This window comes from Williamwhitmania taraxaci, from assembly GCF_900096565.1.
Lineage (GTDB): Bacteria > Bacteroidota > Bacteroidia > Bacteroidales > Williamwhitmaniaceae > Williamwhitmania > Williamwhitmania taraxaci.
Genome location: NZ_FMYP01000087.1, coordinates 1 through 12,770, shown reverse-complemented (window position 1 = coordinate 12,770; position 12,770 = coordinate 1). Strand labels below are relative to the sequence as shown.

Sequence of the window (12,770 nt, the reverse complement as noted above, 5' to 3'; positions counted from 1 at the left end):
GCCCTAATGGATATCGTTGAACAGAAATATGACAAGACTTCTATTATCATTGCCGCACAGATACCAGTAAAAAACTGGCATGAAACAATTGGCGAAGGAACCATTGCCGATGCAATTCTAGACCGCATGGTTCACTCTTCACATCGCATTGAATTAACAGGAGAGTCAATGAGAAAAAACAAGATGAAAAAAACTCAAATTAATTCATAAATTTGGTCACGAAATCATCCTTTTTTTGTGGCACAATATCACCGAAACAAGTGGCACAATATCACCGAAATATCAATACGACTAAAAGGAATTGTTTCTTCATCATTATTTTGCTTTTTGGTTATTACAAATTCACTTTGCAAAACTATAATGATGCTTTGGTGTCTGAAATCCCTATTAGTTGGTATTTATTAAGACGTTTCTATGAGTAAGAATTTAGTGTTTTAGGCCATTTGGGTCCGTTGCAAATGGAAGTAAATTCATTTTTCTTTGGGATTTAAACTTAAGAGCACTTTTTCGAGGTGAAAAACTTCATTTTATCTCCAATGTTGGTCTTGGCTTTCACACTTAGGCGAGGTTTTTGACCTATTGCTCGTTTATGACATAGCTATTCTGGGTGATTGGTAAAAGATGTACGCCTTGGCCTCAGTAAGTTACTGCGTTTGCATTATTTATAGCCCTACATGCCGGGAAGTACCTCCCCTAAACCAGCTTCGAATCGATCCAAAGGTTCGCTCTACCCTTGTCTGCCCTTTGCTGATAATGTTTGTGAGGTTGGAGATGAGGCTTCATTCTATCCGAAGGTTAATCTGGTGCAAGAAATCTTCCTTGATCTTTCCTCGTGATAGCGTCAGGTCGGTAAATCCTACGGTCGGTTTCTTTTCCATGCTTAAATGCAAATTATACACCGTATATAAAGTTGCTATTAGGGATATGTGGATTATTTTTTCAACAAAGAGGCACTGCAGCGGTCTTGCACAAGTTGATGTGTAGATTAAATGGTTCCATAGGAGTATGATGCCACTTACTGTAAACCCGCCCATCTCTAGTACAGGGATGGGCGGGGTTTATTTTTTAATGGCTGCTATTCTGGACGTTCTAGGGTGAACCTAAAGCCGGCATAGTATTTTATTCCGGTAATTGGGCCCCAAATGGTAGCTGCATCGAAGTGGCTGCCGTAGGGCATGGTTGGTGCTACCACGGGGTGTTCCTGCATGTAGTTTCCAAGATTTTCGACTCCTACATATAGATCGAAGCGGTTGAATAGTTTCTGAATCTGTATATTTTGGATGATATAGGATGGAAACATGCTGCCGCGCTGGTGTTCGGCGGGAAGATCACCGGTGTAGGGGAGTTCGCCCTCGCCGTGCAGCTGCACGGTGTAGTCTAGCTGCCAACCGTATTTTGGGGTACGGTAGCTGGTGGTGAAGAGTCCCTTGTATTTGCTCACCAGTGGCTTCACCTTCAGCTCACCGCTGTAGGTTGTCTCCACGTCGTTTATACGAAATGCAGTGGTTACCGAAAGCCCCTTTACGGGAACGTAGGTGGCTTCCACCTGTGCGCTGGTGGAGTATGAGCGCCCATTGAGGTTGTAAATTTGTGCTTGGCCGGCACTTTGGTATAGATCTACCACCATTTGGTTTAAGAATTGGGTGTGGTAAATGTCGAAGTTTAAGGTCATCTGCGCCGAGCCAATCCAAGGGCGCCAAGTGGCATTTAAACCATAGTTTACGGCCTCCTCTTGCTTAACAGCGCCAACGGTAATGATTCGCGAGGTGGCAAGCAGGTTGCTGTTTTCGGCCCAAACCACGGGTGAGCGGTAGCCTTTACCTACCGAACCTCTCGCGGTGAATAAGTCGTTAATATCCCACTTCATGTGCATACGAGGTGTAGCAAATAGTCCGTATTTGCTGCTGTTATCGGCGCGTAATCCTGCCAATACCGTGAAATGCTCACTAGGTTTGTAGGTGTATTCTCCGTAAGCACCAAGTGTATACTCGGTGTAGTTGTCGGCGATGGAATTCATCGTCTGTGTAAAATCGTCCACAATAGCATTTACTCCAACTTTATACTGGTGGGCTGTATTTCCAATAAACGACAGTAATATCAGGTTACCGTTGTAGCTGTTCTGCTCACCGTTGTAGGTGTTAAGTCCAAAGCGGCTATCTTGGTCGTGGTTCGAAACTGTGGAGGTGAATCCTAGGCTCGTTCCGGGACGTTCAAAAATGTAGCCCATTTTAAAGAACCCTTCAACTCTACGGGTATCAATGGTAATGCCGTAAGGGTTAAGGTTATTGCTCACCTGACCGCGGCGGAAGGCGGTTTGCCCTCCGGTTCGCTCCTCTTCGAGCACCTTTAGCCATATTTGCGATTCGAGACTTCCCTTGTTGTAAAACCAGCGGTTGAAGATGTGGTTTTGATTTACCAACGGATGGTCTAGAAATCCGTCGTGGTTGTGATCCACGCGCCTGTCGCCATACTCCGAGTGAAAGAAGAGCCTGGTGCTCCAACTGTCGGAGACTTTCATGCCCAGATCGATGTTTCCTTCGCTCATTCCTTCGGAGTTAGTGTATCCGTTAACAAGTAATCGCTCTTTGTCTAAGGGTTTTTTAAACTCCACGTTCACCTGTCCTGTAATGGATTCAAATCCGTTGGCCACGCTCGATGTGCCCTTCGAGACCTGAATGCTTTCCATCCAGCTTCCTGGCACATAGCTGAGTCCGTAAGTTGTTCCGAGCCCGCGCAGGGTGGGAATATTTTCAATCATAAGCTGCGAGTAGATACCCGATAGGCCGAGCAGCTGAATTTGCTTGGCTCCCGAAACGGCATCGCTGTAGTTAACATCCACCGAAGCATTGGTAGCAAAACTCTCGGAGAGGTTGCAGCATGCTGCCCTTTTTAGTTCTCCTCCGGTAATGGTTTGGGTTTGAATGGATGCCACCCTCGAGAAGTGGGCACCACTTTCGCGTTGGGTAATAACCACTTCGGCAATCTGCACCGCTGATTCCATGGTGTGCTCTACGGTTGAGGTGGTATGCTCTACATGAAGGGTATCGACAGCATATCCAATATGGCTTATCACTAGCATATGAACATGTTCGGCGCGTGGTAGTGTGAATTGTCCATTGCCATCTGTAGCAGTTCCCATTTGGGTGCCAACCCAGTGAATGTTGGCACCAGGTAGGGGCAATTTGCCGCCGCTACTGGGTTCGTAAACGGTGCCCGTAATGTTTTGGGCTTGTATTGTTATAGTGAGGGCCATTAAGCCCAGAAATCCAACTATTGTTTTCATTTTTCTTCCAAGAAATTAAAATTGGTTTGGTGAATAGTTCGGCGGTGTAAACCAACGGACTAATACCTATGCCTACTACACAGGCATAGTAAATCTCAATCCACGGTTAAGCACTCAACCGAAAATTAGGGTTAACCAATTTGATGACTTGGAATCTTGGGATTGTTGAGGAATAGTACAAGCAGTTTCCCGCTTCGTATGAGAGGAGGCGGTTTTATTGAGGTAACTTCTATCTTATTACTGCTAGGCTCATCATGCGTAATACCGTTGAGAAGAGTAGTTACGTCCGCAAATATAGGGGCAACACTACAAGGAGCAGTAGTTTCGCTAAGCTTTTGGTAGCTGGTAATGGTTTTGCAGCAATTCTCTTCGCCAATTAGGTTTCCATGAGTCGAGTTGCTTTCTGTATCACACAATAGTTGAGTGCCGCAGCATGCCTCCGGTGTAGAGAGAATCGATAGTGTTACCTCCTGGGTGCATCCACAAAGATTTAAGAAAACGGTAAATCCACCAGAAGTGAGCGCTACCATTATAGCCATCTGAATAGCAACTATTTTTCTTATAATCTTCATCTTAATGTTAGAGGAGTTAAAATAAGTATAAAACTACATGGTTTATAACGTTAGTATGATATAAAAGTTTTCTCTACTGTCCAAAAATAACAGTTGAATAAAAAAAAGGCTACTTTCCGAAGGTTTCGGCTCGAAGGTTCTGATTGTGAAAATTAGCAAGAGCAGCCTTGTGCTTAGTAAAATCGGCAGGAAAGGTTGGTTCACTTTCCTAACGGCACATCATCATTACACGCTCCAATCGATCTGGAAATTAACAACTAATCTTTCCTTGGTGCGAGTGGCTATCCCAGTAACCTTAGTTGACTGGGTGGACCCACGATTGTAGCCATTACACCCACTCTGTAATTATTTCAGATTCGTCACTTATTCAAAAATAAATACTTCAGCCCTCGCGTGATGGTAGCCGCAAACATGGGCGCAGGACAGATGAGCTACATCGAGCGACACTTAGTTTATCCATTCCGCACCATGGACAAAGGGCTTTACGAAGTTGGATTGGGTGTGGAGAACCTCTTAAGCCCCGCAATGATCCTTCTCCAGAAGATAAAGGGCGGCAGCCAGAATTTCATACAAAGCATTGGTGTATATGCCTTCTATCGCATGGGTCCATACGCCTTCGAGAAACAGGGCAACAATTTCTTCTTTAAGATTTCGGCTGGGATTAACCTGTAGGTGACAGGCAGTGTTTAGGATCATTCTGTTGAAACATCCAATTTTCGACTTGAATGGCCTGATTGCCGCAATAAATATATTTACCATATATTTACGCCATCGCCTTGTTTTGCTATTTTAGCTATGCTGATGCAACATAATTGGTCAGTTACTGTTTAGGTTATTAATGAAAAAAATTCTCTCCATACTATTCGCTGCGCTAATCCTCCTTTCGGGGATGCACTTTTCCAAGGCCACACATATCTGTGGTGGGGAGGTAGCCGACGTAAAGTATTCCTTCTCGGGTACCATTGGTTCCTGTGGCATGGAGAGCAACGAAAACACCTGCCCAATACAACACGAGATTTCTTCCACCTGCTGCCAAAACGAGGTGGCAGTTTATTCGGTCGATAGCAACTATAGCCCATCCTCATTCGAGTTTAAGGTGCTTTCGAAGCAGCTTGCTCAGGTGTTCATAGCCCCTAGCGATTATCTTTTGCGCATAACAAATTTCCATTTCTCCACTCGTACAAGTGTTATCCCACCTGGCCATATACCTATCAGCGCTGTGGATCTTTTAGATATTTGTATTCTTCGTATTTGATACCCTTTACTTCTCTAGTTATTTCCTAGCTGACGGCATATTATGCTTATCGGCCAAACAATGCCAATGTGATGTTGTTAAATATTTGTATAACATTAACTCTTACAACTATGAGAACAGTAAAGTTATTCATCGCTACCCTTTTTGTGGTAGCATTAGGTGCAACTTCGTTTGCACAAACACAGGATCAATCGAAGGTGGTTGCCACCAAAACAGAATCGTTTACAGTCTCGGGCAAATGCGGTATGTGTAAAACCCGTATCGAGAAGGCAGCCAAAGTGGAAGGTGTTTCGAAAGCCGAATGGAGCGATGAAACGAAGTTGCTAACAATAGTTTATGACCCAGCGAAGGTAACCAGCGATGCAATTCAGAAAAAGATTGCCGCCGTGGGACACGACACCGAGAAATACAAGGCCGACGCTAAGGTTTATGATGCTCTTCCTGGTTGCTGCAAGTATCGATAATTTGAAAATGAGGTGATTTGAATATTGGAGAATGACAATGAACTCAATGCTCATTGTCGCTCCCCTTCAAATTACCTCATCTTTTCCCTTTTCAACTTTTGTACATCATCAAAACTTTTCTGCCAACTGGTGGATTCTGAACTTGATCTTATGTTCAATCGACTCGTTAAATATTTTCTCGAAAACCGGCTGATAACCTTTATCTTCCTCATCACCTTTGTGGTTTTTGGGGTAGTATACTCTCCTTTCAGCTGGAACACCGGCTTCATGCCGCGTAATCCCATACCGGTTGATGCTATTCCCGACATTGGCGACAACCAACAAATTGTTGCCACCGAGTGGATGGGCCGCTCTCCCAAGGACATCCAAGACCAGATAACCTATCCTTTAACATCAGCACTGCTTGGTACACCGGGGGTTAAGACTGTACGCAGCACTTCCATGTTTGGCATGTCGTTCATCTATGTAATATTTAACGATAAGGTCGATTTTTACTGGAGTCGATCGCGCATTCTTGAAAAGCTCAACTCGCTCCCCTCCGGAACATTGCCTGCCGGGGTTACCCCTACACTTGGTCCCGATGCTACGGCTCTCGGTCAAATCTATTGGTATACGCTAGAGGGACGCGATCCCAAAACCGGCAAGCCTAACGGGGGATGGAATCCACAGGAGTTGCGCACCATACAAGATTTTTACGTAAAGTATGGTTTGGCTACCGCCGAAGGAGTTTCGGAGGTTGCATCGGTAGGTGGGTTTGTAAAGGAGTATCAGGTAGATATAAACCCCGAAGCCCTTAAGGCGTATGGTGTAACCGTTATGGACGTGATGAATGGGGTGCGTAAGAGCAACCTCGACATTGGCGCCGAAACGGTGGAGTTAAACAACGTAGAGTATATTGTCCGTGGCTTGGGTTATGTTAAGAATCTAGACGATCTCGAAGGCTCTGTAATTGCAGTGCGCAACAATATCCCAGTGCGCATTAAGGATGTTGCCCACACCTCTTTTGGTCCAGCAACTCGCCGCGGTGGGCTCGATAAGGACGGCTCCGAAGCGGTGGGTGCAGTGGTGGTGGCCCGGTATGGTTCCAACCCAATGGAGGTAATCACCAATATAAAGAATAAGATTAAAGAGATTGAGGCGGGATTGCCGCAGAAAACCCTAGCTGATGGTAGCGTATCGAAGGTGACCATTGTTCCCTTTTACGATCGAACTGGGCTCATCAAGGAGACTATTGGCACCCTCGAATCGGCGCTATCGCACGAAATACTTATTAGCATCATCGTTATTATTGTGCTGGTGCTAAACCTCAGGGCTTCGCTCATTGTGGCCGGGCTGCTGCCCATTGGAGTCCTCATGACGTTCATCTTAATGCACTTCTTTGGAGTGGACGCAAACATTGTGGCCCTCTCGGGTATTGCCATTGCCATTGGGGTAATGGTGGACATAGGCATAGTGGATGTGGAGAACATCTTGCGGCATTTGGAGATGCCCGAGAATAAAGATATTAGAGGCAAGAAGTTGATATCGGTAATTTACCTTGCCACCACCGAGGTTCGCGCGGCTGTTGTTACTTCCATTGCAACAACCATAGTAAGCTTCCTGCCCGTATTTGCCATGGAGGCGGCCGAGGGTAAGCTCTTTCACCCCCTAGCCTTCACCAAAACGTTCGCGCTCATTTCCGCTTTTGTGCTGGGAATAGTAGTGCTTCCCACATTGGTTTACCTCTTCTTCAATATACGTATCGACACAAAGAAAGCCCGCAGGATATTTAATGGAGTGCTAATTGCGGCGGGAGTTGTTTTGGCCATTCTTTGGCACAGCTGGCCTATTTTGGCGCTGGTAGCCGTTGGAATAAACAACCTGCTCGATTATCGTTGGCCCGAAAAACGCAAGGAGTTCCCCAACTACATTAATATTGCCATCACGGTGCTGGTGGCGGTTTACTACCTCTCCATAGAGTGGCTGCCTTTGGGTGCACACAACAGCACCCTTGTAAACTACCTGTTTGTTACCGGAATTGTGGCTACCATTCTTACGGTTCTAATGACCATGGTGCATTTCTATGAGCCCGTTTTGCGCTGGGGCTTGCGCAACAAATGGAAATTTCTCCTGCTTCCGGCCTTCACCCTCTTTTTTGGAGTAATGGTTTGGCAAGGATTCGATAGAATATTTGGGTTTGTAGCAACCGGAGCCGAAAAGGCGGGGTGGAAAACTTTCCGACAGACTTCCGCTTGGCAAGGTGCCGTTAGCACATTCCCCGGCACAGGTAAGGAGTTTATGCCCTCGCTCAACGAAGGTTCATTCCTGCTTATGCCCACCAGCATGCCCCATACCAGCATCGAAAAGAATCTTGAGTATATCGAAATACTCGATAAGCGTTTGGCTAATATTCCAGAGGTGGCTGTGGCTGTGGGTAAGTGGGGCCGTGTAAACTCTGCCCTCGACCCGGCACCTGTTCAGATGTTTGAGAATACCATTAATTACCGTCCCGAATATATTCTGGATGAGAATGGTCATAGGATGCGCTTTAAAGTGGATAGAGACGGAAGCTATCTGCTCATTAATGGTGAAAAGTACAACCCCACCAAGGAGTCGTTTAGAGTAATTCCGACCGATAGCCTGTTGCACGATGGCAGCGGTGAATATTTCCGCCAGTGGCGGCCGTCGATAAAAAAACCGCTGGATATTTGGAACGAGATAGTGAAGGTAACGAACATTCCAGGGCTAACCTCGGCGCCCAAGCTACAGCCCATTGAGGCGCGCTTGGTGATGCTCTCCACTGGTATGAGGGCTCCCATGGGATTAAAAGTGTATGGGCCCGACTTGGAGACTATTGAGAAAGCCGGATTACTCTTTGAGCAGGCGCTGAAAGATGTCCCATCGGTTAAGGCCTCATCGGTATTCTACGATAGAGCCGTTGGTGCGCCTTACATCGAAATAAAGTTGAACCGCGAGGCCATGGCTCGATATGGTATGAGCGTGAGCGATGTGCAGGAGGTGCTTCAGGTGGCTGTAGGAGGAATGGCCCTGAGCAGCTCGGTGGAGGGGCGCGAACGTTTTCCTATGCGCGTTAGGTATGCCCGCGAACTGCGCGACAACCCTGACGATATGAAGCGCATACTTATTCCATCCATGAACGGGGTTCAAATACCGCTTGGCGAAATTGCCGACCTTGATTATACTCGCGGGGCACAGATGATACGCAGCGAGAATACATTCTTGGTTGGCTACGTAATTTTCGATATGGTGGATGGCATGGCCGAAGTTGATGTGGTGGAGCAAGCAGCGGCTACCCTTCAAAAGAAGTTCGATTTGGGCGAATTAACGCTCGATGCGGGAGTATCTTACAAGTTTGCAGGAAACTACGAGCACCAAATTCGTGCCACCAAGCGGCTGGCAATTGTAATCCCCATCAGCCTTCTATTGATATTCCTACTTCTCTACTTTCAGTTCAAAACCATAACGGCTTCATTCATTCACTTTTCAGGAGTTTTTGTAGCCTTTGCTGGTGGATTCATCATGCTGTGGCTATATGGTCAGGGGTGGTTTATGAACTTTGACGTGGCTGGAGTTAATATCCGCGATATGTTCCAGATGCACCCCATAAACCTTAGCGTGGCAGTATGGGTTGGATTTATTGCCCTGTTTGGTATTGCTACCAACGACGGGGTAATTATGGGAACCTATATTCATCAGGTGTTTGAGGAGAATAATCCTTCAACCGTTAAGGAGGTTAGGGAGGCGGTTGTGCTTGCCGGAAAGAAACGCGTTCGCCCGGCTATGATGACCACCGCTGTGGCTGTGATTGCGCTGCTTCCGGTGCTCACCTCAACTGGTAAAGGTGCCGATATTATGGTTCCAATGGCCATACCCGCTTTTGGTGGTATGATTATTCAGCTTATGACAATTTTTGTTGTCCCCTTATTTCAGTCAATGTGGCGAGAATATGCGCTGAAAAGGAAGTAAACGCAATACAGGTAAAGTTGAACTACTTTATAAAGCCAACAAAAGATGATAACGAACCGAAAAAATAATCGACATAAATATACCGTAGCCTTAATTGCTACATACTTGTGTTTATTTCTACCAGCATATTCACAATCCGATTCGCTGGCAGTATACCTCGACCTTGCAGCCCGAAACAATCCCGGCATCGTGCAAAAGTATAACGAGTATCAGGCGGCATTGCAAAAGGTTCCGCAGGTGGGTAGCTTGCCCGACCCCGATTTGAGCATTGGCATATTTCTTAGCCCCATGGAGGTGCTCAGTGGCAACCAAGTTGCAGATATTAGGCTGATGCAGATGTTTCCTTGGTTTGGAGTTTTAAAATCGGCAAAAGACGAAATGAGCTTAATGGCTAAGGCTAAGTTTGAATCGCTGCGCGAAGCCAAGCTCCAACTCTTTTTCGATGTGCAGCGAACTGCCTACGAGTATCAGCGGATTCGTCAGAATATAAGTATATCGCAACGGAATGTGGAGCTGATGCGCGCCATTGAACGCCTTACTTTGGTGAAGTTTAAATCATCATCAGGAAGTGCTGCTTCAACACAAAGCAACTCTTTAAAGGCAAATTCAAGCAGCGCATCCGCCTCGGGAGGAATGAGCAGCTCGATGGGAGGGAATTCCGCTAATTCAGCATCGCCATCGACCTCATCGGGCATGGCGAGTAGCAGTATGGGAGCCTCTTCGGGGGGGTCGGACTTGGCCGACGTTTACCGTATCCAAATAGAAATTGGTGACCTTGAAAACAGCATTTCCTTGCTCCAGAACCAAAGCAGAACGGTTACGGCAAAGTTCAACAGCTACCTGAATCGCTCCATGGAGTCGGCTATTTTTCTTTCCGATACGCTTGTGCCCGATACGCTGGGCATTTCGCTTATTGCTGCATCGGACAGTATGCTGGCAAATAACCCCATGCTCGGCATGCTCAGCTACGAAAAACAATCGCTGGAAGCTCGCAAAAGGATGGTGTCTCGGATGGGTTACCCTATGGTGGGCCTTGGAGTGAACTATACGGTGATTAGTAAAAATCCAATGTCTAACTCCTCCATGAACGGTAAGGATATGTTGATGCCAATGGTCACGGTTACGCTACCCATCTATCGTAAAAAGTATAGGGCAATGCAGGCAGAGGCAGTTTTTCAACAAACCGCTACCGAGCAAAGTTACAGCACGGCGGCCAACGCTCTTCAAACGGAATACTATGAGGCTATGCAGCTATATCAGGATGCCGAACGGAGAATTACCCTTTACAAAGCCCAGAGTGCCTTGGCTCAGCGAACGCTTGAAATTATGGTTACGCGATTCTCGGCGTCCGAATCGCTCCTAACCGACATTTTGCGCGTGCGGCTGCAAACCCTCGACTATGAGCTTAAGCAGGTGGAGGCCGTGGCCGATTACAACACCGCTACCGCTTGGATTAAAAGGTTAATGGCATTTTCGCCCATTCAGTAAACTTGAAAAATTTATCTCATGAAGAAGATATTTGCAAACAACCCCATTCGCTATAGTCTACTGGTTTTAGGTGGTATTTTTATTGGTTGGCTACTGTTTCATTCGTCAAATGCGCCTACCCCAACGCATGAGCATGCACATGAGCATGAAGCAATGCAATCCACCATATGGACCTGCTCCATGCATCCGCAAATACGCAAGGATAAGCCCGGAAAGTGTCCCATCTGTGCCATGGAACTTATCCCCTTAAATCAGGGAGGAAACGTGTCCGTCGATCCCGCAGCTATCCAATTTACTAAGGAGGCCGCCGAACTTGCCAACGTTCAAACAACTATGGTTACCCGCCAAAAACCCATTAAGGAAGTGCGCCTTTACGGAAAGGTGCAGGCCGATGAGCGTTTGCTCCAGAGTCAGGTGGCTCATATTCCTGGCAGAATTGAAAAATTATTGGTCAATTTTACTGGCGAAACAGTGCGTAAGGGTCAACCGCTGGCGCTTATCTATTCGCCCGACTTGGTTACCGCTCAGCAGGAGTTGCTCGAAGCGGCCAATACAAAGCAGAGCCAACCGGAAATTTACGAGGCAGCAAAGGGGAAGCTGCGCCAGTGGAAGCTAACCGAAACTCAGATAGCACAGGTGGAAAAATCCGGTACCGTGCAAACCAACTTCGAGCTGGTTTCGAACACTTCCGGAATTGTGACAGCACGGAAAGTGAACAATGGCGACTACATTTCCAAGGGCTCAGCGCTGTTTGATATTGCCGATCTTTCGTCGGTTTGGGCGTTGTTCGATGCCTATGAGAGCGATCTTCCATTCCTAAGCCAAGGCGATAAGATAACCTTTACGGTGCAGGCTATACCCGGAAAATTATTTGCCGGCACCATTACCTTTATCGATCCGGTTATCGATCCCACCAACAGAGTGGCAAAGGTTAGGGTGGAGGTAGGCAACCGAGACGGCATACTTAAACCGGAGATGTTTATCACAGGAATGGCTGCAGCCAACCTTGCCCAGTATAAGAATAAAATGATTATTCCTCGCTCGGCGGTGCTTTGGACTGGCAAGCGCTCCATTGTTTACGTGAAGTTGGCCAACTCCAACGAACCCATCTTCAAGGTGAGAGAAATAGTGCTTGGACCCGCCCTCGGCAACAGCTACATTGTGGAAAGTGGGCTCAAGGAGGGCGAAGCGCTGGTAACACAGGGAGCCTTTAGCGTGGATGCTGCCGCACAGCTCGAGGGTAAACCCAGTATGATGAACACGGAGGGAACCCAAGTATCTACAAGCAGCATGCCCGGCATGGATATGGGTAATAGTTCCGATAAAGTTGATAAACACGCCTCCATCAAACTAGGCTCAGAATCGAAACACATTGCACTGGAGCATAAGATGATTAAGGTTTTTGGAAACTGTGACATGTGTAGATAAAACGGTCGAAGTTGTGCCACCCATTTCGGTTCAAGTTGTGCCAGGCGTTTCGGTCGAAGTTGTGCCACTTTTTTAGGTGCATTTAGGCTCTTGAAAGGAATGATTTCTATCTTATCGCTGAAACTTAAATCAGGGATATGGCCGCAAAGAAGATAGATATCATGGATGTACGACAATTAATTCAGTTAAAAAGCAAAGGAGAAAGCAACCGCAGCTGTTCTTCAAGTTTAGCCATACACCGCAATACGGTAAATTACTATGTCCGACAGCTGAAAGCAACCGGGACGAGCTATCCTGATTTACTCCGCTTGAGC

Annotated in this window: 9 protein-coding genes; 7 read left to right on the top strand and 2 right to left on the bottom strand. The window is 46.6% G+C overall.

Features of this window, described 5'->3' with window-relative positions:
* Window positions 1-210 (top strand): ATP-binding protein (locus BLS65_RS15775; protein WP_170830166.1); only part of this gene is annotated, 210 nt, incomplete at its 5' end.
* An 865-nt stretch (window positions 211-1,075) separates the two neighbouring features.
* On the opposite strand, the gene BLS65_RS15770 is transcribed toward BLS65_RS15775, so the two are convergent.
* On the bottom strand, window positions 1,076-3,283 hold the full coding sequence (locus BLS65_RS15770) for a TonB-dependent receptor (RefSeq protein ID WP_092440738.1): 2,208 nt from the start codon (window positions 3,281-3,283) through the stop codon (window positions 1,076-1,078).
* A 131-nt stretch (window positions 3,284-3,414) separates the two neighbouring features.
* Window positions 3,415-3,855, bottom strand: a complete 441-nt coding sequence (locus tag BLS65_RS15765; RefSeq protein ID WP_092440736.1) for a hypothetical protein — start codon at window positions 3,853-3,855, stop codon at window positions 3,415-3,417.
* A 393-nt stretch (window positions 3,856-4,248) separates the two neighbouring features.
* Here BLS65_RS15765 and BLS65_RS15760 point away from each other — a divergent pair, with 393 nt between their 5' ends.
* The 6 genes from BLS65_RS15760 to BLS65_RS15735 all read left to right on the top strand — a co-directional run bounded on the left by BLS65_RS15760 (window position 4,249) and on the right by BLS65_RS15735 (window position 12,456).
* Complete coding sequence (locus tag BLS65_RS15760) at window positions 4,249-4,527, top strand: hypothetical protein (protein WP_125869911.1); 279 nt, start codon at window positions 4,249-4,251, stop codon at window positions 4,525-4,527.
* A gap of 166 nt (window positions 4,528-4,693) precedes the next feature.
* Window positions 4,694-5,110, top strand: a complete 417-nt coding sequence (locus BLS65_RS15755; protein WP_092440732.1) for an HYC_CC_PP family protein — start codon at window positions 4,694-4,696, stop codon at window positions 5,108-5,110.
* Window positions 5,111-5,220: 110 nt separating this feature from the next.
* Window positions 5,221-5,574, top strand: coding sequence for a heavy-metal-associated domain-containing protein (locus BLS65_RS15750; protein ID WP_092440730.1), 354 nt, complete (start codon window positions 5,221-5,223; stop codon window positions 5,572-5,574).
* A gap of 150 nt (window positions 5,575-5,724) precedes the next feature.
* Window positions 5,725-9,540 (top strand): efflux RND transporter permease subunit, encoded by a 3,816-nt coding sequence (locus BLS65_RS15745; protein ID WP_092440728.1) that lies wholly within the window; start codon window positions 5,725-5,727, stop codon window positions 9,538-9,540.
* 45 nt (window positions 9,541-9,585) lie between these two features.
* Window positions 9,586-11,028 carry a TolC family protein gene (locus tag BLS65_RS15740; protein WP_092440726.1) on the top strand — a complete coding sequence of 481 codons (1,443 nt, stop codon included), beginning with the start codon at window positions 9,586-9,588 and terminating at the stop codon, window positions 11,026-11,028.
* A gap of 18 nt (window positions 11,029-11,046) precedes the next feature.
* Window positions 11,047-12,456, top strand: a complete 1,410-nt coding sequence (locus tag BLS65_RS15735) for an efflux RND transporter periplasmic adaptor subunit (protein WP_092440724.1) — start codon at window positions 11,047-11,049, stop codon at window positions 12,454-12,456.
* The last annotated feature ends 314 nt before the right edge of the window (window positions 12,457-12,770 follow it).

Bases quoted from the DNA above. Each gene is read 5' to 3' on its own strand.
- BLS65_RS15770 (WP_092440738.1), bottom strand. From the start codon at position 3,283: ATGAAAACAATAGTTGGATTTCTGGGCTTAATGGCCCTCACTATAACA.
- BLS65_RS15765 (WP_092440736.1), bottom strand. From the start codon at position 3,855: ATGAAGATTATAAGAAAAATAGTTGCTATTCAGATGGCTATAATGGTA.
- BLS65_RS15755 (WP_092440732.1), top strand. From the start codon at position 4,694: ATGAAAAAAATTCTCTCCATACTATTCGCTGCGCTAATCCTCCTTTCG.
- BLS65_RS15750 (WP_092440730.1), top strand. From the start codon at position 5,221: ATGAGAACAGTAAAGTTATTCATCGCTACCCTTTTTGTGGTAGCATTA.
- BLS65_RS15745 (WP_092440728.1), top strand. From the start codon at position 5,725: ATGTTCAATCGACTCGTTAAATATTTTCTCGAAAACCGGCTGATAACC.
- BLS65_RS15740 (WP_092440726.1), top strand. From the start codon at position 9,586: ATGATAACGAACCGAAAAAATAATCGACATAAATATACCGTAGCCTTA.
- BLS65_RS15735 (WP_092440724.1), top strand. From the start codon at position 11,047: ATGAAGAAGATATTTGCAAACAACCCCATTCGCTATAGTCTACTGGTT.